Source organism: Allorhodopirellula solitaria (assembly GCF_007859855.1).
GTDB classification, from domain to species: Bacteria; Planctomycetota; Planctomycetia; order Pirellulales; family Pirellulaceae; genus Rhodopirellula; species Rhodopirellula solitaria.
Genome location: NZ_SJPK01000012.1, coordinates 98,514 through 115,188, shown reverse-complemented (window position 1 = coordinate 115,188; position 16,675 = coordinate 98,514). Strand labels below are relative to the sequence as shown.

The following is a 16,675-nucleotide window of genomic DNA, read 5'->3' as shown; positions in this document are numbered from 1 at the left end:
CTCGTCGCCTCGCCCACAACGATGGGGAAGGTTTTATCCACTGCATATTTTAGAGCAGGCTTGCGGCGGCTACCCGATGTTCCTTAACGAGTCTGGCGATCAGGTCGGACACGGAAACCCCGTCCGCTTCGGCGGCAAACGTGGGCACGATCCGGTGTCTCAGCACGGGCAGTGCGAGCGTCTGGACATCGTCCATGGTCACGTGGGTACGCCCATGCAGCAGTGCCCGGGCTTTGGAGGCGAGCACCAGCTGCTGGCTCGCTCGAGGCCCCGGGCCCCACTGAATCCACTCGCGCACCCAGGGTTTGGCATCGGCTTCACCCGGTCGCGCGTCGCGGACCAAGTCGATCACCCAGTCCTTCACGTGGTCGGGAAGCGGGACCCGGCGGACGAGCGATTGAAAGCGAACGATATCCTCGCCGCTGATCACATGTTGAACGTCGGGGAGTTCCCCCGAGGTGGTGCGATCGACGATCTCGGCCTCTTCGTCGCGGCTTGGGTAAGCGACAACGACATGGAATAAGAACCGGTCGCGTTGGGCTTCGGGCAGCGGATAGGTGCCTTCCTGTTCGATCGGGTTTTGCGTGGCGAGTACGAAGAACGGCTCTGCGAGACGGTAGGTTTGCCCGCCCGCGGTGACCTCGTGTTCCTGCATCGCTTCGAGCAGCGCCGCTTGGGTTTTCGGTGGCGTGCGGTTGATCTCGTCGGCGAGCAGCATCTGAGTGAAAATCGGCCCCTTGCGAAACACCATCTCACGCCGCCCGGTCTCGTGATCCTCTTGGATGATATCGGTACCCGTGATATCGCCTGGCATCAAATCGGGAGTGAACTGAATGCGCCGGAATTCGAGGCTCATGGACGACGCCAAGGTGCGGACCATCAGGGTCTTGGCCAGCCCCGGTACTCCCTCGAGCAGGCAATGGCCTCGCGCAAGGATGGCAATCAGCAGCTGTTCGACCACTTCGCTTTGGCCGACCACGATCCGGCTGACTTGATCCTTGACCTCGTTGACGCTTGCGATCAAGGACGCAGCAACTTCGTTGTCACTTTGCGGGAGTTGGCTGGCATCATCTTCGCGTGGGGGTGGTGTGACCATGGTGCAGCAAGGTGGGGTGTGACGGGGAGACTGCGAGAAATCAGCAGCACCGAATCAGGATGGAAAACAGCCATCCCGGTTGGTGGAATCACAGCAGAGAGTCGTTGGCTGGCTCAGTAGTCTAGCATCATCGGCCAGGCGGTGGACACGAGTGAGCGGGATCAGCCCAAGTCGTACTGTTTGATTTTCTTATAGAGTGTGTTGCGGTTCATCCCCAACCGAGCTGCCGCTTTGGTTTGCACGCCGCCACACTGCGTCAGGACCTGGGAAATGAGTTCTTTCTCGATCTGGTCGACGACCGTGGCGTGCACATTTTCGTCGTCGCCCGCTTCGGCGAGACCACGCGAGACGACGAAACGAGTCAGGGTTTTGACATCCATGCGATCGACATAGGCCGCTGGACTGACGGCCGGTTCGGCAGCGGGCTGGGCAGCGGTTGCTGATTCGCCCGCCGGCGTGTGGCCGGGTGACGGTGGTCCGGTGCCTGCCGGTTCGCCCGCTGCAAATGATTCAGTCGGTCCGCTGACGAGTGGCTCGCCGCTGGTGACGCAGGCGGGCAAAAGGTCGAGCGTCAGTTCGTCGGTATCGCTCATCACGACAGCGCGTTCGATATAGTTTTGCAGTTCCCGCACATTGCCGGGCCAGTGATAGTCCTGCAGGGCCAGCATCACTGAGGGCTCGATATGGGTGACGTAGCGATCGTTGGTCTCGTTGTAATAGTCCAAGAAAAACGAAACGAGATCGGGAATATCGTCGCGGCGGTGGCGGAGGGCAGGGATTTCGATCGGGACCACATTGAGCCGCCAATAGAGATCTTCGCGGAATCGATCGTTGTGGACCTGCCGCATCAGATCGCGGTTACTCGCAGCGATCACACGGGCGTCGGTGTGATGGGTGGCGGTATCGCCGACCCGCTCGAACTCGCGCTCCTGCAGCACACGCAGCAGTTTGACCTGCAGGGTCATGGTGGTTGAATTGATCTCATCGAGGAAGATCGAACCGCCATCGGCGGCTTCGAAACGGCCGGCCCGGTTGGCAATGGCGCCGGTGAACGAACCGCGAACGTGTCCGAACAGTTCACTCTCGAGCAGGCTTTCGCTCAGTGCGCCACAGTTCACTTTGACGAAAGGGCCACCGCTGCGTTGGCTGAGTTGATGGATCGCTGAGGCAACGAGTTCTTTCCCGGTCCCGGTCTCACCGAGGATCAAAACCGATGCATTGCTAACGGCGACCTTGCGGGTCACGCGATTGACTTCGCGCATGGCAGGCGATTGTCCAATCACGCCCGGCAACAATTGATTCCGGACACTCACGGGCAACTAGCTGGGCTGGTAGGATTGTCTTTCACCCGGTTTTTCCAACCTGACGAGAACGAATTGAATCGAGCGACAAATTATCATGAACAGCCGATTTGGGCTATGCGGTCGAATCGGGCTCGTTGCCGGCTCATTGGTGCGGCGCGTCACGAGGTCGCCGCTGCAGCCGATCGGTTGGTCGCAGCCTCACGCAATGAACAGCGTCGGGAGGATGTGGAGACGGTGGCGTCGGAGTTGATTCCCTTGTGCGATGCATTGGGGTGGATCGCCCGCCGCGGGCCAAAGGTATTGGCCGATCGCCGCGTCGGTTTGTCAGGACGCCCACTCTGGTTGTGGGGCGTCGGCAGCCGGGTCGAGCGATTGCCGTGGGGCCGTGTGCTGATCCTGGGGACTTGGAATTACCCCGTTTTTTTAAGCGGTGTGCAGCTGGCCCAGGCACTCGCAGGCGGAAATACGGTGCTGCTCAAACCCGCCCGGGGCAGTGAAGCGGTCTCGGAGGAGTTGGTCAACGCATTCTACCGGGCGGGCGTGCCGACGGACGCGCTGCAGTTGCTCGACAGTTCGACTGAGGCTGCGAAAAATGCGATCGATGACGGCGTGGAACTGGTGGTGCTGACGGGCGCGGCGAAGACTGGGCAAGCGGTCCTGCATCAGACGGCTGACTCGTTGACGCCCACGATCATGGAACTTTCGGGTGTCGATGCCGTCGTCGTCTTGCCCGCTGCGGATCCCGAGCGTCTCGTCAACGCGATCGGTTTCGGATTGCTGTTCAACAGTGGGGCAACCTGCATCGGACCTCGGCGGGTGATGTATCTGCGAGGGCGAAATCTGCCAGACGAAGATTTAAAACGCCCAGCAGAGCCGACTTGGCTGGGCGAGCTGACCGAGAAACTGCAGAGCTGCCCGCCGATGATCGTGCACCCCGCCGCTCGGGAGGCGGTGGCCGACGCGGTTGCCTCGGCGCTCGCTGCAGGCGGCGTGGACCGGATCGGACGGTTTGATGAAAGCGAAGTTCGTCGCAGTGGCCGCATGCACCCGGTGGTGTTGGCCGATGTTCCCCGCGATCACGCGATCTTGCAGACCGACCTGTTTGCTCCCGTGATGACCTTGATGGAGATGGATTCACGCGATGAGATGATTGCCGAAGTGAACGATTGCCCCTATCGCTTGGCAGCCTCCGTGTTTGGTCCGCGTCATGAGGCCGAGCAAGTGGCGGCCGAATTGCGGGTCGGTTCGGTGACAATCAACGATCTCGTCGCGCCAACGGCCGATCCACGATTGCCCTTTGGCGGGCGTGGATCGAGTGGATTCGGCGTGACGCGTGGCCCCGAAGGACTGCTGGCGATGACGACCCCTCGTGTGATTTCGACGCGATCGGGGCGACTGGCCCCTCACTTGGTATCACGCCGCGACTCCGATGCGGAATTGCTGACCGGGGTGATGCAATGGGATCACGGCGGCAATTTTCGAGCTCGAATCGCCGGTCTACGCCGACTGGCCTCTGCCGTTGGCAAGCGCCGTCGGGTAAAATAGCGAGTCATAGCAGCCCTCTTTTCGAGTAGTCTTTTCGTCTTCTTTTCCGAGTGAACCCACTTCTCATGATTGCTCCCGACCAATCTGAAGCCACTGGCGCGACAACCGCCCCGCAGCATGTGGTCGTCATCGGGGGTGGATTGGCGGGATTGTCATCGGCCTGCGTGCTGGCGGCTCGAGGCCATCGTGTCACCTTGTGCGAGAAGAACGATTGGGTCGGGGGCAAGGCGGCGGTCCTGCATACGGACGGGTATCGGTTCGACATGGGCCCGACGATCCTCACGCTCCCGAGCGTGCTGCGACGCGTCTTCGCCGAAGCGGACCGCAATCTCGATGACTACCTCGAATTGGTCCCCTTGGATCCGCAGTGGCGTTGTTTCTTTGAGGGATCCGAGGCCGCCAAAACGAGCGAGAACACGGTGCTCGACCTCGTGGCCGATGTCGACGCGATGAAACAACACCTCCGCGAGTTCACCGGGGAAGAGGTGACTGCCGACGGCTATGAAAAGTTCCTCCGCGTCAGCGAGCAGTTGCATGGTGTTTCGGATCGATTTTTCTTTTGGCGATCGATCGGCGGTTTGGCGGACACGATGGAGATGGGAGGGGCGTTCTCCGCGGCTGTGCTCAAGGACGTCATGTCCCTGCGGATGGGGCGGAGCGTGGCCTCCGTGGTGCGGTCGCATGTGCCCGAGCACCGCGTTTCCCAGATGATGGACCACTTCACCCAGTACGTGGGGTCGTCTCCCTACGCGTCGCCTGCCGTGCTCTGCGGGATTGCCCACATGCAGACCGAGGAAGGCATCTGGTATCCCGTCGGCGGCACCGGCGCCGTTCCAGAAGCTTTGGCAAAGCTCGCCGAGGAACTGGGCGTCGACATCCGCACCGGCACCGATATCCTGCGCATTGAATCGGACGCGTCCGGTGTTCGCGATGTGGTTACGGCGGGAGACGAAACGATTGCCTGCGATGCCGTGGTCAGTAATTGTGATTCGGTTCGCACCTACCGAGAGTTGTTGCGGGGAACGCCTGCGGCGAAAACCTTCCAGCGCAAGAGCGACTACGAGGCTGCCTGCAGCGGCGTGGTTTTGTATCTCGGTTTGAATCGCCGCTACGAACAACTGCTACACCACAATTTCATCTTTTCCAAAGACCCCAAAGCGGAATTCGACTCGATCTATCGCCGCGGTGAGGTTGCCCCTGATCCGACAGCGTACGTTTGCGCCCCTTCGATTTCCGAGCCAGGCGTTGCGCCCGAGGGAGGAGAGGCTTTGTATGTGCTCGTCCACACCCCCTATCTCCGCAGCGGGCATGACTGGAAAGCGATGTTGCCGGACTACCGCGACGTGATTCTCGACAAGCTCGAACGGACGGCGGGCATGGAAGGGATCCGGGACGCCATCGTGACCGAAGATGCGCTGACTCCTGAGGACATTCACAATCGCTATCGAGTGCTCAACGGTGCGATCTACGGGCTCGCCAGTCACGGCAAATTCACAGGTGCGTTCAAACCGGGCAATCGTCGAAAAGAAATTCCAGGCTTATACCTCGCGGGCGGCGCAGCCCATCCCGGCCCGGGCATGCCGATGGTGTTGATGAGCGGATGGATCGCGGCGGATTCCCTCGATCAAGACGCACGGGCTGGCCAATTCGGTACGATCACAGCGGAATCGACCGCGTGACGTCTGAACTCGCCCCCGCGCCAGCCGCTTGGTTTCAAAATGGATTTCATCGGTTCCTCGATTCCTATTTGAAACGCCACTTTCACGCGATCGCCGTTGAGCGAGAGGGATCGCGGTCCTGGGCCACGATGGATCCCGACGAGAACGTGCCCGTGATCGTATATTGCAACCATCCATCGTGGTGGGATCCGATGATCGCCCACTTCATCAATCGTCGCTTGATGTCGCCGCGTCAACTCTACGCGCCCATCGACGAGGTGGCACTGGCGAAATACAAGGTGCTGGCGAAGCTCGGTTTTTTTGGCGTTGATCTGAATTCGAATCGCGGGGCGGCTCGTTTTCTGCGATCAACTGGGGAGTTATTGCAGCGGCCCGCCTCGGCGTTATGGTTGACGCCGGAAGGGCATTTTGCTGACGCCCGAGATCACGCGGCCAACCTGATGCCGGGACTCGCCCACCTGTGTTCCAAATTGCCGCGAGGGTTAGTCGTCCCCATCGCTCTGGAGTATGTTTTTTGGGAAGAGCGGTTGCCAGAATGCTTGCTGCGAATCGGTGAGGTGGTCTCGCTCGCCGAGCACCCGGGGGATTCGAAATCAAGATGGGCCGAGCGGCTCACCGTCGGGCTGCGTGAGAACCAGAGGAAACTCTCCTCGCTCGCCATCGCCCGCTCGGCCGAACCCTTCGAGAACCTGCTGCGTGGAAAACAGGGCGCCTCCGGCGTCTACGATTGGTCACGCCGCATCCAATCATGGTTATCCCTTCGCAAGTTCGATGCTGCACATGGAGACAAATTTGGAGTTCGCTCGAGTGAATGATTGGTTCATGATCGTCATGCTCTGGGTGCTCCCTGCCGTTGCCCTGCTGCTGGCCGGTTTGGCAGCACTGATGTTTTCTGGAAACCTGCCCAGGTTTCTGAGATGGCGGGCCGGCGAGCTCAGTCCCACCGAGGAGGAACCGTCGATCTCCGTGTTGATCCCCGCCCGTAACGAAGCCGCCGGGATCAGCGACTCCGTCCAAGCCGTGCTAGCGAACACGGGCGTCGTTTTAGAAGTTGTCGTGCTCGATGACGATTCCAGTGACAGTACGGCCGAGCTCGTTCGTGAAATCGCTCAGGACGACGGACGCGTGCGGTTGCTCGACGGCGTGACGCTGCCACCGGGCTGGAACGGAAAACAACACGCCTGCTGCCGTCTCGCCGAGGCGGCCCAATTTGACTTGCTGCTATTTCTCGATGCCGATGTGCGGCTGAAGCCAACCGCGCTGCAACAGCTGACGCGGCGCAAAGCTCAGTACGCGGACCAGGGCCCCGCCAAGGGCGAACCGATCTCGCTGCTCAGCGCGTTTCCGAACCAAGAGACCGGGTCGCTGTTTGAGAAAATACTGATCCCGATGATGCACTACATCCTGCTGTGTTACCTGCCCTTCGACCGAATGCGATCGCGGACCGACCCGGGGTATGCAGCGGGGTGTGGGCAAATCTTTGTGACCGACCGGGAAGCCTACCAACGCAGCGGCACGCATGCGGCGATCCGAACATCGCGACACGATGGGCTGCAGCTGCCAAGAATCTATCGCCAAAATGGCATGCTGACGGACTGCGTCGACGGCACGGGGCTGGCCAACTGCCGGATGTACCGTGGTGCTGGAGAAGTGGTCCGAGGACTGCTCAAGAACGCCCATGAAGGCATTGCGAACTGGCGATTGCTGATGCCCTTTACCGTGCTCCTCAGCGGTGCCAACGTGCTGCCCTACGTGACGTTGGGATATGCTCTCGTTCAATATTCCGACGATAACCATGGCGTCGCGGTTTGGTTTGCTGCCCTGACCAGTTTCGCAGCGATCATCCTCAGTCATCTACCGCGGTGGGTCGCGGCGTGGAAACTACCGCAAAGTCCAACGGGCGCGTTCTTCCATCCCCTCTCCATCGTGTTGTTCCTGCTCCTTCAATGGTGGGCATTTTTCACCCACCTGTGCGGCAAACGGGTGTCCTGGCGTGGACGCGACAGCTGAACTCCACGTTGCGGCGTTCGCCCACGACTGGCGGACACCTGAGAAATTTCCACAATCCTCTCAGGAGACCTACCAGGTCAGAAAAACAGAAGAAGCAAGGGAACGTTCACCGCGGAATTTAAGCAGAACGCGGTCGATCTGATTGTCAGACAAGACTACTCGTTCAATGCCGCCTCGGAATCGTTGGGCGTCGACGCTGCCACTTTGCGTTCTTGGCACCGAAAACTAGCGTTGTCTCGGCACGACGCGGTGAAAGTGCAGGTACACTTCCCGGTCGACCACGCGCCGCACGCCCTCGACGAGGCATTTGGGCTCATTGTCGCGCTCGCCTTCGGCAATGATCTTTTCAATCGGTGTGCCAGGTGCGACCGAGAAGGTGCGTTGATTGATGGTTTGATTGCCGGCATCGAGCTCGGGGATGATGAAGTGGCAGGTCGCCCCGAACGTGAGCATGCGGGCGTTGTTGGCATCGTGGTAGGGCCGAAAACCGGGGAATCCTGGCAATAGACCATGATGGAGATTGATGATCCGCCCACCGGCGAACTGCCAACACACCTCCGCAGGAAGCACGCGCATGTAGCGGGCGAGGATCAGATAATCGATGTCCATTTTATCGAGAATCTGGACCATCGCTTCGTTGTCGGCGCCGCCTTGTCCATCGCCGATCATGCGAAATTCCGAGCCGAATTCACCGGCGAGGGGTTCGAGTTTCTTGCGATTGGAAATCACGACGGGGACATCCGCCGCGATCGTGCCATTGGCAACGGCTTGCAGGACGGCGCGCGGCGTGTCTTCCACGTAAGTGCAGGCTAGCGCGATACGGGGCCGCCTGTGCGGGCGGACATTCGGGCTCCAGACGCGGATCGACAGCCCCGTGTGGTCGCCGATCTGACGCATCTCATTTCGCAATTCTGCCAGCGAGACTTGGCCTTGGACCTCGGGCATCTCGTCGAACTGGATTCGGCAGAGCATCGCGAACAGTGATTGCTCGTCGTGGTCGTACATCTGAATCTCAGCGATCCGCGCCCCGCGACCGGTGAGATGGTGAATGATGGGATCGGCCAGGCCGGTGTGGTCAGGTCCGAGAGCGGTGATGACGACTTCCATGAGCGACGGAGCAGGTGTGGAGGACAAGGATGGCAGGAATAGGAGGCACGAAGTCCGAGAGGGTGGAATCTCGCGTGATCGCAGTGGCGACGGGAGCCGCGGCCTCGTAATGGAGGGTGGATGGCGTATCATGATAGAGGGCAATCCAGCGTTGCCTATACCATCCTTGTTGCTGGCGTTCGCCCGAGACTCATCCCATGTCAAAACCGAAAGCAAAAAAAGACCCATCGCCCGCCGCGACCCGGCAGCGGATCCGGCGCCGCGAGGATCTGCCCCAGGGCGAAAATCTGTGTGACCATTGCTCGGCCAAGTGCTGCCATTATTTCGCCTTGCCGATCGACGAACCGGTCTCACGTAAGGATTTCGATTTCGTCCGTTGGTACCTGCTGCATGACCGAGCGAGCGTATTTGTGGACGAGGAAACCTGGTATCTGTTGGTACACACGACCTGCAAACATCTGCAAGATGACAACCGTTGTGGGATCTACGAGACACGCCCTCAAATCTGCCGGGAGTACACGACCGACGAGTGCGAGTTCGAAGACGATTGGTGTTACGAACGCTATTTCGAAACCCCGGAACAGATAGACGAGTATGCCGATGCGCTCTTCGGCCCCCAGTTCGAACAGTCTGGCCGCCGGAAAGAGGACTCCCTCCGCAGTCGCCGCCCCACCGGATTGCCACTAGTCTGACCGCTGGCGATCGGTCGCTCACGAGATTCCAATGGTTCATTCAACTCAAGACGAATCCTCCTCCGCCCGGGAGATTCTTGCTCAGGTCTGGGGCTTTGACGACTTCCGCCCCTTACAGGAGGAAGCGGTCGGCGATGTGATCGCGGGCCGCGACAGCGTGGTGGTGCTACCGACGGGCGGAGGCAAATCGCTGTGCTATCAAGTCCCGGCTCTGGTCCGCGACGGGATGGCGGTGGTCGTCTCGCCACTGATCTCGCTGATGAAGGATCAAGTCGACGCGTTGCAGAGCAACGGTGTTGCGGCGGCGTTAGTCAACAGCACCCAGAGCGAGGATCAGAAACGCGAGACGGCCGCTCGGATTCGACGGGGCGAGATTCGCTTGCTCTACCTCGCACCCGAACGACTGCTCTCCCCACGCACGCTCGATTTTCTCACGTCGATCCCGATCTCATTCTTCGCCATCGACGAAGCTCACTGTGTGAGTAATTGGGGGCATGATTTTCGTCCGGAGTACCGTGGCCTGCGGGTTTTAAAACAGCGGTTTCCCGAGGCATCGGTGCACGCCTTCACTGCAACGGCGTCCGAGCGAGTGCGTGAGGACATCGCCGAACAACTCGAGCTTCGCCAACCTCAGATGTTGGTCGGCAGTTTCGACCGCCCGAACCTTACCTATCGCATGCTCCGCCGCGATAACGCGCTGCAGCAGATCATGGGCGTCGTCGAACAGCACCCCGGCGAATCCGGAATCGTGTACTGCATCACGCGAAAGGAAGTGGAGCAGACCGCTGCGGCGTTGGCGGCAAGAGGCATCTCAACCAAGCCGTACCATGCCGGCCTCGATGACGTGACCCGGCATGCCAACCAGGAAGCCTTTATTCGTGAACAGGTAGATGTGATCGTGGCCACGGTGGCCTTCGGAATGGGCATCGACAAATCGAATGTTCGATTCGTCATCCATGCCGGGATGCCCAAATCGATCGAGCACTACCAACAGGAAAGCGGCCGCGCTGGGCGCGATGGATTGGCGTCTCAGTGCATTCTCTTGTACAGCGGCGGCGACCTGATGACCTGGAAACGCATCCTCGAGATGGGCGACCGATCGAACTTTGATGAAGCGATGGCAAACGTGAATGCCATGGCGGAGCTGTGTTCCGGCGTGCAGTGCCGGCACGCAGCAATCGTGAACTACTTTGGGCAAGAGTTCGATGTTGATAATTGCAACGCCTGCGATGTCTGTTTGGGCGAACTCGATACGGTCGACGATCCGATCACCTTGTCACAGAAGATTCTCTCCAATGTGTTGCGGCTGCAGGAACGTTTTGGGGTCGCCTATAACGTCAAAGTCCTGACAGGATCCCGGGACCAAAAAATCACTCGCGCCGGTCACGATCAGCTCAGCACCCACAACCTGCTCGGCAATGAATCGGCTGCCAACGTGCGGACTTGGATCGAACAATTGGTCTCGCAGCGTTTTCTCCAACGCACCGGCGAGTACAACGTGTTGCAACTGACCCCAGCCGGACGGGAGCTACTGCACCGGCGGGGGACCGTCACTCTGACCCGCGCCGCCCCTTCCTCGGGCGGACGCTCAGCCAAATCACCGGCCGTGGATTCTTGGGAGGGCGTCGACCGGGCACTCTTCGATGCGCTGCGTGCCAAACGCAGTGAGTTGGCAACCGAGCGCGGCGTTCCCGCCTACATTGTTTTTGGAGATGCCGTGCTCCGTGACCTGGCTCGGATCCGTCCCACTTCGATCGCCCGACTAGGGGACATCCGCGGTATCGGCCAACGCAAACTCGAAGAGTATGGCGAGATTTTCTTAACAGAAATCGACGCGTATTGCCAACAGACCGATTTGTCACGCGATGTCGCTGGGGCTGATTCACCCAGTACGCCTGTCAGCACATCGTCCCCGCCGAAAAGTATCAAGGGAGCCATGGCCCAACAGGAGGCGGACGAGATGTTCGCCAAAGGGATATCGATCGACGAGGTCGCCGAAAAAATGGGACGAGCCTCGTCCACGGTGTGTGGCTACCTCAGCGAGTACCTCCGCAGCGCCGAGATTACCGACGCGTCGGCCTGGGTTTCCCCAGAGCGAATCCGGCTGATCGAAGCGGCGATCCCCGCCAGCGAGGATGGCCGGCTCAAACCGATCTTCGAAGCGGTTCAATCCCAACAAACCCTCGATCCGCCGATCAGTTGCGATGAGATCCGTATCGTTTTCACGTGTTGGCAAAACCGAGTCGACGCCTGAGGTACCTGCCCGCTTCCCCTCCAGATGCCAGCGCTTCTCCCGTCCGCCGGATTGTTTGAGCAGAAAGTCAACCCATCCGAGTCGCCCGCAATCAGCCCCGCAAATCATGAGCAGAATCCAATCGCAATCGACACAGCAAGACCGCCTCGCAGCACGTGACGTCTGGCGACTGTGTTGCCTGGTTGTCGTCGCTGTGGGGGTGTCGGGATCGAGCGCGAACGCGGTCGAGGCGATTGATAGGCAGCCGCCCAACATCGTGTTGATCATTGCCGACGACATGAACTGGGATGATTGCGGCGCCTACGGACATCCCGCCATCGCGACACCTCACATCGATCAGCTCGCCAGCGAGGGATTGCGATTTCAGCACGCGTACCTGACGACGAACTCCTGCAGCCCTTCACGGGCGAGCATCATCACCGGCAAGTACCCGCACAACACCGGCGCCGAACAGTTGCACTGGCCCATCCCAGCGGACACCTCGACGTTTGTGGGCAAGCTACAATCATCTGGCTACTACACCGCTGCGGCAGGGAAGTGGCACATGGGCGATGCCGTCCGCGACCACTTTGACCGAATCTACGAGGCGTCGACGGCAGGCTTCGTATTGCCAAGCAGTGCAGACGGCGAGCCAGCTCAGATGATCGCCAAGCAACCGAGTGGTTGCGAGGATTGGGAGCGAGCTCTGCAGGAACGCGAGCGGTCCAAACCGTTCTTCATGTGGTTGGCGTCTCTGGACCCGCACCGTGAGTATCACGACGGAGCTCTCGATCCCCCGCATCAACTCTCCGACGTGATCGTTCCACCTCATTTGCCCGACACGCCGGACGTTCGTGAGGACTTGCGTTTGTACTACGATGAGATCGGACGGCTCGATGGGTACGTTGGCAAGGTACTCGACGAGCTCGAAGCCCAGAGCGTGGCCGATGATACGATCGTCTTGTTCATCAGCGACAACGGCCGTCCTTTCCCGCGCGACAAGACGACGCTCTACGATGGCGGTATCCGTACACCGTGGATTGTGCGGTGGCCCGGTGAGATCGCTCCGGGAGGCGTCGCCGAGACGATCGTGAGTTCAGTCGATATCGCGGCAACACTGCTGCAGATTGCTGGCTTGCCTTCGGACGCGCTGTCGACCGAGGGCGAGAGCTTTGCTGCTGTACTCGCCGATCCTGCTCAATCGCACCGCCGATACGCCTTCGCCGAGGACCATTGGCACGACTACGAAGACCATGCGAGGTGCGTGGTCGATCAACAGTTCAAGCTGATTCGAAACGACTACGTGGATCTACCTTCCACGCCTTCGGCGGATGCTGGTCGCGGCCTGTCGTGGCAGGACATGCTCCAACGCCAGGCTGAAGGGACGCTCACGCCTGAACAACAGAGCTGTTTCCGTGCCCCACGCGCGAAGTGGGAACTGTATGACCTGCAGCGGGATCCCGGTGAACTGGACAACCGCATCGACGACCCCGCCTACGCGGCGATCCATTCGCGGCTGCGATCGGCTCTTCAGGAATGGTCGATACAGACCGACGACTATCTTCCGAGCAAACGCACTCCCGACGAGTTCGACCGCGTAACTGGGGAACCCGACCACAGCGTGCGAAAACGCCCCCGGCCATCGAAGCAGGAAATGTTTGGGACCAACGGCAAGTACTAAATAAAACGGATGACCACCGACTCCTTTTCGAAGTCCTACAGCGAAGTCCGGCAGCGAGTCCGCTCGCTTCGCGTGATCGGTTGGCATTCAGGGACGCCCCGCCTCGTCCACGACGGTTGATTCGATCACCCCATCGGTGACCCGGCTGCGTAACGTTTGGCCTGGCTGCATATCAGCGACCGAGCGCACGACGTCGCCATGTTCGTTCAGCGTGACACTGTAACCTCGCGCCAGTACATCGAGTGGTGACAGTGCTGAGACTGCGGCGGCGAGCTGTTGCAGACGGCTGCGTTGTTGCTCAACACGGCGCCACATCAAGCCTCGAGCCTGTTCATCGAGATCGTCCACCAGACGGCTTCGATGCTGGACCAGCTCAAAGGGATTCCGAAAGATTGGTCGCGATTCAATCCAATCGAGTCGCTGACGCGAGCCCTCGATCCGCTGGAAGAGCGACCGCCGCATCGTTGCGGCAAGAGCGCCGAGCACGTCGACGAGGACTTCTCGATCCGGCAACACACGGCTGGCGGCATCGGTGGGCGTGAGTGCACGCACGTCGGCGACGAGATCCGACAGGGTGACGTCGATTTCGTGGCCGACCGCCGAGACGGTGGGGATTCGCGATCGGGCGAGCGTTCTAACGAAGCGTTCGTCGTTGAACGACCACAGGTCCTCGAGCGACCCGCCACCTCGCGAGACGATCAGTACATCGGGTTGGGGATCGAGCTGGTGTGCGGCGGCAATTCCCGCAACGAGTGCATCGACGCTGCCCGGTCCCTGGACGCTCGCGGGAATGAGGACGATCTCGACGCCTGCGTGCCGCGAGGCCGCAGCTTGTAAAAAGTCGCGAATGGCTGCTCCCGTGGGGCTGGAGATGATCGCTACCTTCCGCGGCAGTCGCGGCAGTGGGCGTTTGCGTTCGGGCGCAAACAAACCCTCGGATTCGAGTTTGGCCTGCAATTGTGCCAGCGCCAACTGCAGGGCCCCCATGCCTTGCGGTTGACATTTGCGAACCACCATCTGCACCGAACCACGAGCCGCGTAGACTTCGATATCGCCATAGCAGAGCACACTCTGGCCATCATCGAGGTCAAACGGCAATCGTTCGGCCACGCTCCGCCACATCACGCCACGCAGTTGCGAACGCTCGTCCTTGAGCGTGAAGTACAGGTGCCCGCTGCGCGGCCGGGCGATGTCGGTGATCTCGCCCGCCACCCACATGCTCGACAGCGACGACTCAACAGCCTGTTTGATCCGCAGAGTGACCTCACTGATGCTCAGCGCGTCGTCGGCTGTGGACGCTACGGCCTTGGTCGCCGCACCACTGGATTGGGTCGCCTTCTTCGGCGCGGCTGACTTCCGTTTACCGCGTGGTTTGGATTTCGAGGCTGGCTTTACCGAGGGGGCGACCGTGTCATCGTCGCCGCCCCCGAAGTCAAAGGGGAGTTGCTGATCGCCACCGGTCATGAAGTCGACTCAGCCGATCGTCGCGAACGGCGCCGCCGTCCCGATTTGGCGAACTTGGAGCGCACGTCGGTAACCGCTTCGAGCAATCGATCCACCTCTGCCGGTGTGTTGTAGAGGTAGCAACTCGCTCGCGTGGTGGCCGTCACGCCCATCGCCTCATGCAGTGGCATCGTGCAGTGATGACCGGCTCGCACGGCCACGCCGTATCCGTCGAGGAATTGAGACACGTCGTGGGCGTGCACACCATCGATCAGGAAACTGTTGATCCCCGCCTTTTTGTCTGCGGTCGGTCCGATCACGCGAACACCATCGATGGCGCGTAGTCCAGCGTCAACACGCTGGCCGAGCACGCACTCGTGGGCATGGATACGATCCATGCCGATTGCCGAGAGGTATTTCAGTGCGGCGGCTAACCCGATCGCTTCGACAATCGGTGGCGTGCCAGCTTCGAATTTTTCGGGCAGCTCCTGGCTCGTAAAACCGTCGGTCGTGACATTGAGTATCATGCCGCCACCGCCGAGAAACGCAGGAATCTCTTCGAGCAGTTCCTGTTTTCCATAGAGCACGCCGATCCCGGTCGGTCCACAAACCTTGTGGCCGCTGAAGACGATGAAGTCGGCATCCCAGGCTTGCACGTCAATCTGTTGGTGTGGCGCGGCTTGGGCGGCATCGATCAACACGGTCGCACCATAGTCGTGTGCCATCGACGTCCACCGCTGGACCGGATACTCGCTGCCGAGCGTATTGCTGGCAGCGGCAAAGGCAAACATCTTGGGTTGGAATCGATCGAGATACTCCGCCACCACGGCGTCGGAAATCTCGAAATTCTCATCCATCGGGACAAACTCGACTCGGCACCCCGTGCGGGCAGCGAGCTGGTGCCAGGGAACGATATTGGCATGATGCTCACTGATGAGCACCAAGATCACGTCATCCGGACCAACATGGGTATCGCCCCACGAACGAGCCACTGTGTTGATGGCCGCCGTCGTACCGGCAGCGAAAATGACTTCGCATGTGGCGGGCGCGTTGATGAAGGAGGCTGTCGTTTTGCGGGCCATTTCATAGGCGCGCGTCGATTCTTCGCTGAGCGTGTGGATGCCGCGGTGAACGTTGCTGTAGTAGCGGCGATAGCAGTCATCCATTGCATCGATCACCGCCCGCGGCCGCTGCGTCGACGCGGCGTTGTCGAGATAGGCCAACGGCTGGCCACTGGCGACGTTGCGATCGAGAACGGGAAAATCTTCGCGGATCCGATCGGTATCGAGCAAACTCATTGTTCCTCCCCCAGTGACGGGCCACCGAAGGACGGATCGGTTTCGATCTCCTCATCGTTCTCGGTCACAATCGGGTCCGCATCGGTACCGACGGGACGCTTCAGCGCACCCTGCAATACCTTCCAGCTGAGCAGGCAGCACTTCTGGCGATTCGGCGTCAGGCGGGGGCCAAAGAGCTGCAGCATGTTCTCAGCCGAAAACGACTGGATCTCATCAATCGACTTGCCCTCGAGCTCTTCGAGCAGCATCGAGGCTGACGCCTGGCTGATCACGCAGCCATCGCCTTCGAACCAGGCTTGGGCCACACGTCCCTGATCGTCCAATTGCAGATCGATGTGGATTTTATCACCACAGAGCGGATTTTTTCCATCATGAGCGTGAGTCGCCGTCGCGAGGGCCCCCCGGTTATAGGGGTCTTCGTAATGGTCGAGCACGTTTTCTTGGTAAATGTCCTGGTCGTCAGGATTGTCCTGGGGGTGGGCCATTGGCGTGGAAACGTAGAAGGGCGTGGAAAAATAGGCGACAGGAGCACGCAGTGCCTGAGTCTTCGTCATCATTTCGCGTGGCGCTCCTCTCCTTCACTCTAC

General features: G+C 60.2%; 13 protein-coding genes and 1 pseudogene. 8 read left to right on the top strand and 6 right to left on the bottom strand.

What is annotated here, in order from left to right:
- Window positions 1-49 precede the first annotated feature (49 nt).
- Entirely contained in the window at window positions 50-1,096 is a 1,047-nt protein-coding gene (locus tag CA85_RS19275) for an AAA family ATPase (protein WP_146392988.1), read from the bottom strand.
- Window positions 1,097-1,257: 161 nt separating this feature from the next.
- Window positions 1,258-2,358: a sigma-54 interaction domain-containing protein gene (locus CA85_RS19270; protein ID WP_246112979.1), complete on the bottom strand. Its 1,101-nt coding sequence runs from the start codon at window positions 2,356-2,358 to the stop codon at window positions 1,258-1,260.
- Window positions 2,359-2,433: 75 nt separating this feature from the next.
- On the opposite strand from CA85_RS19270, the gene CA85_RS19265 reads away from it, so the two are divergent.
- The 5 genes and pseudogenes from CA85_RS19265 to CA85_RS26175 all read left to right on the top strand — a co-directional run.
- Window positions 2,434-3,945: an aldehyde dehydrogenase family protein gene (locus CA85_RS19265; protein ID WP_261344719.1), complete on the top strand. Its 1,512-nt coding sequence runs from the start codon at window positions 2,434-2,436 to the stop codon at window positions 3,943-3,945.
- Window positions 3,946-4,010: 65 nt separating this feature from the next.
- Complete coding sequence (locus CA85_RS19260; protein WP_146392985.1) at window positions 4,011-5,624, top strand: phytoene desaturase family protein; 1,614 nt, start codon at window positions 4,011-4,013, stop codon at window positions 5,622-5,624.
- The gene (locus tag CA85_RS19255; protein ID WP_146392984.1) at window positions 5,621-6,439 is read left to right on the top strand and encodes a lysophospholipid acyltransferase family protein; all 819 of its coding nucleotides are present in this window, start codon (window positions 5,621-5,623) and stop codon (window positions 6,437-6,439) included. The genes CA85_RS19260 and CA85_RS19255 overlap by 4 nt, the downstream gene beginning before the upstream one ends.
- Entirely contained in the window at window positions 6,405-7,634 is a 1,230-nt protein-coding gene (locus CA85_RS19250) for a glycosyltransferase family 2 protein (RefSeq protein ID WP_246112978.1), read from the top strand. The genes CA85_RS19255 and CA85_RS19250 overlap by 35 nt, the downstream gene beginning before the upstream one ends.
- A gap of 45 nt (window positions 7,635-7,679) precedes the next feature.
- Window positions 7,680-7,850, top strand: a pseudogene (locus CA85_RS26175) (transposase); the annotation flags it as partial.
- Between the two features lie 9 nt (window positions 7,851-7,859).
- Here CA85_RS26175 and CA85_RS19240 read toward each other — a convergent pair.
- Window positions 7,860-8,741 carry a formyltransferase family protein gene (locus tag CA85_RS19240; protein ID WP_146393041.1) on the bottom strand — a complete coding sequence of 294 codons (882 nt, stop codon included), beginning with the start codon at window positions 8,739-8,741 and terminating at the stop codon, window positions 7,860-7,862.
- 197 nt (window positions 8,742-8,938) lie between these two features.
- On the opposite strand from CA85_RS19240, the gene CA85_RS19235 reads away from it, so the two are divergent.
- The 3 genes from CA85_RS19235 (at window position 8,939) to CA85_RS19225 (ending at window position 13,347) form a co-directional block, all read left to right on the top strand.
- On the top strand, window positions 8,939-9,433 hold the full coding sequence (locus CA85_RS19235) for a YkgJ family cysteine cluster protein (protein WP_146392983.1): 495 nt from the start codon (window positions 8,939-8,941) through the stop codon (window positions 9,431-9,433).
- Between the two features lie 31 nt (window positions 9,434-9,464).
- Entirely contained in the window at window positions 9,465-11,687 is a 2,223-nt protein-coding gene (gene recQ, locus CA85_RS19230) for a DNA helicase RecQ (protein WP_146392982.1), read from the top strand.
- Window positions 11,688-11,793: 106 nt separating this feature from the next.
- On the top strand, window positions 11,794-13,347 hold the full coding sequence (locus CA85_RS19225; protein ID WP_146392981.1) for a sulfatase family protein: 1,554 nt from the start codon (window positions 11,794-11,796) through the stop codon (window positions 13,345-13,347).
- A gap of 87 nt (window positions 13,348-13,434) precedes the next feature.
- Here CA85_RS19225 and xseA read toward each other — a convergent pair whose 3' ends face one another.
- From xseA to sufU, 3 genes are read right to left on the bottom strand one after another with little or no spacing between them, the layout of a single operon-like run.
- A complete protein-coding gene (gene xseA, locus CA85_RS19220; RefSeq protein ID WP_146392980.1) occupies window positions 13,435-14,811 on the bottom strand; it encodes an exodeoxyribonuclease VII large subunit in 1,377 nt (458 codons plus the stop codon).
- Window positions 14,808-16,088, bottom strand: coding sequence for an aminotransferase class V-fold PLP-dependent enzyme (locus tag CA85_RS19215; RefSeq protein ID WP_146392979.1), 1,281 nt, complete (start codon window positions 16,086-16,088; stop codon window positions 14,808-14,810). The genes xseA and CA85_RS19215 overlap by 4 nt, the downstream gene beginning before the upstream one ends.
- Window positions 16,085-16,573 (bottom strand): Fe-S cluster assembly sulfur transfer protein SufU, encoded by a 489-nt coding sequence (gene sufU / locus CA85_RS19210; protein ID WP_146393040.1) that lies wholly within the window; start codon window positions 16,571-16,573, stop codon window positions 16,085-16,087. The genes CA85_RS19215 and sufU overlap by 4 nt, the downstream gene beginning before the upstream one ends.
- Window positions 16,574-16,675: the final 102 nt, after the last annotated feature.

What these genes read in the sequence shown, in the direction of transcription:
- CA85_RS19275 (WP_146392988.1), bottom strand. Translation starts at nt 1,096, where the DNA reads ATGGTCACACCACCCCCACGCGAAGATGATGCCAGCCAACTCCCGCAA.
- CA85_RS19270 (WP_246112979.1), bottom strand. Translation starts at nt 2,358, where the DNA reads ATGCGCGAAGTCAATCGCGTGACCCGCAAGGTCGCCGTTAGCAATGCA.
- CA85_RS19260 (WP_146392985.1), top strand. Translation starts at nt 4,011, where the DNA reads ATGATTGCTCCCGACCAATCTGAAGCCACTGGCGCGACAACCGCCCCG.
- CA85_RS19250 (WP_246112978.1), top strand. Translation starts at nt 6,405, where the DNA reads ATGGAGACAAATTTGGAGTTCGCTCGAGTGAATGATTGGTTCATGATC.
- CA85_RS19240 (WP_146393041.1), bottom strand. Translation starts at nt 8,741, where the DNA reads ATGGAAGTCGTCATCACCGCTCTCGGACCTGACCACACCGGCCTGGCC.
- CA85_RS19235 (WP_146392983.1), top strand. Translation starts at nt 8,939, where the DNA reads ATGTCAAAACCGAAAGCAAAAAAAGACCCATCGCCCGCCGCGACCCGG.
- recQ (WP_146392982.1), top strand. Translation starts at nt 9,465, where the DNA reads ATGGTTCATTCAACTCAAGACGAATCCTCCTCCGCCCGGGAGATTCTT.
- CA85_RS19225 (WP_146392981.1), top strand. Translation starts at nt 11,794, where the DNA reads ATGAGCAGAATCCAATCGCAATCGACACAGCAAGACCGCCTCGCAGCA.
- xseA (WP_146392980.1), bottom strand. Translation starts at nt 14,811, where the DNA reads ATGACCGGTGGCGATCAGCAACTCCCCTTTGACTTCGGGGGCGGCGAC.
- CA85_RS19215 (WP_146392979.1), bottom strand. Translation starts at nt 16,088, where the DNA reads ATGAGTTTGCTCGATACCGATCGGATCCGCGAAGATTTTCCCGTTCTC.
- sufU (WP_146393040.1), bottom strand. Translation starts at nt 16,573, where the DNA reads ATGGCCCACCCCCAGGACAATCCTGACGACCAGGACATTTACCAAGAA.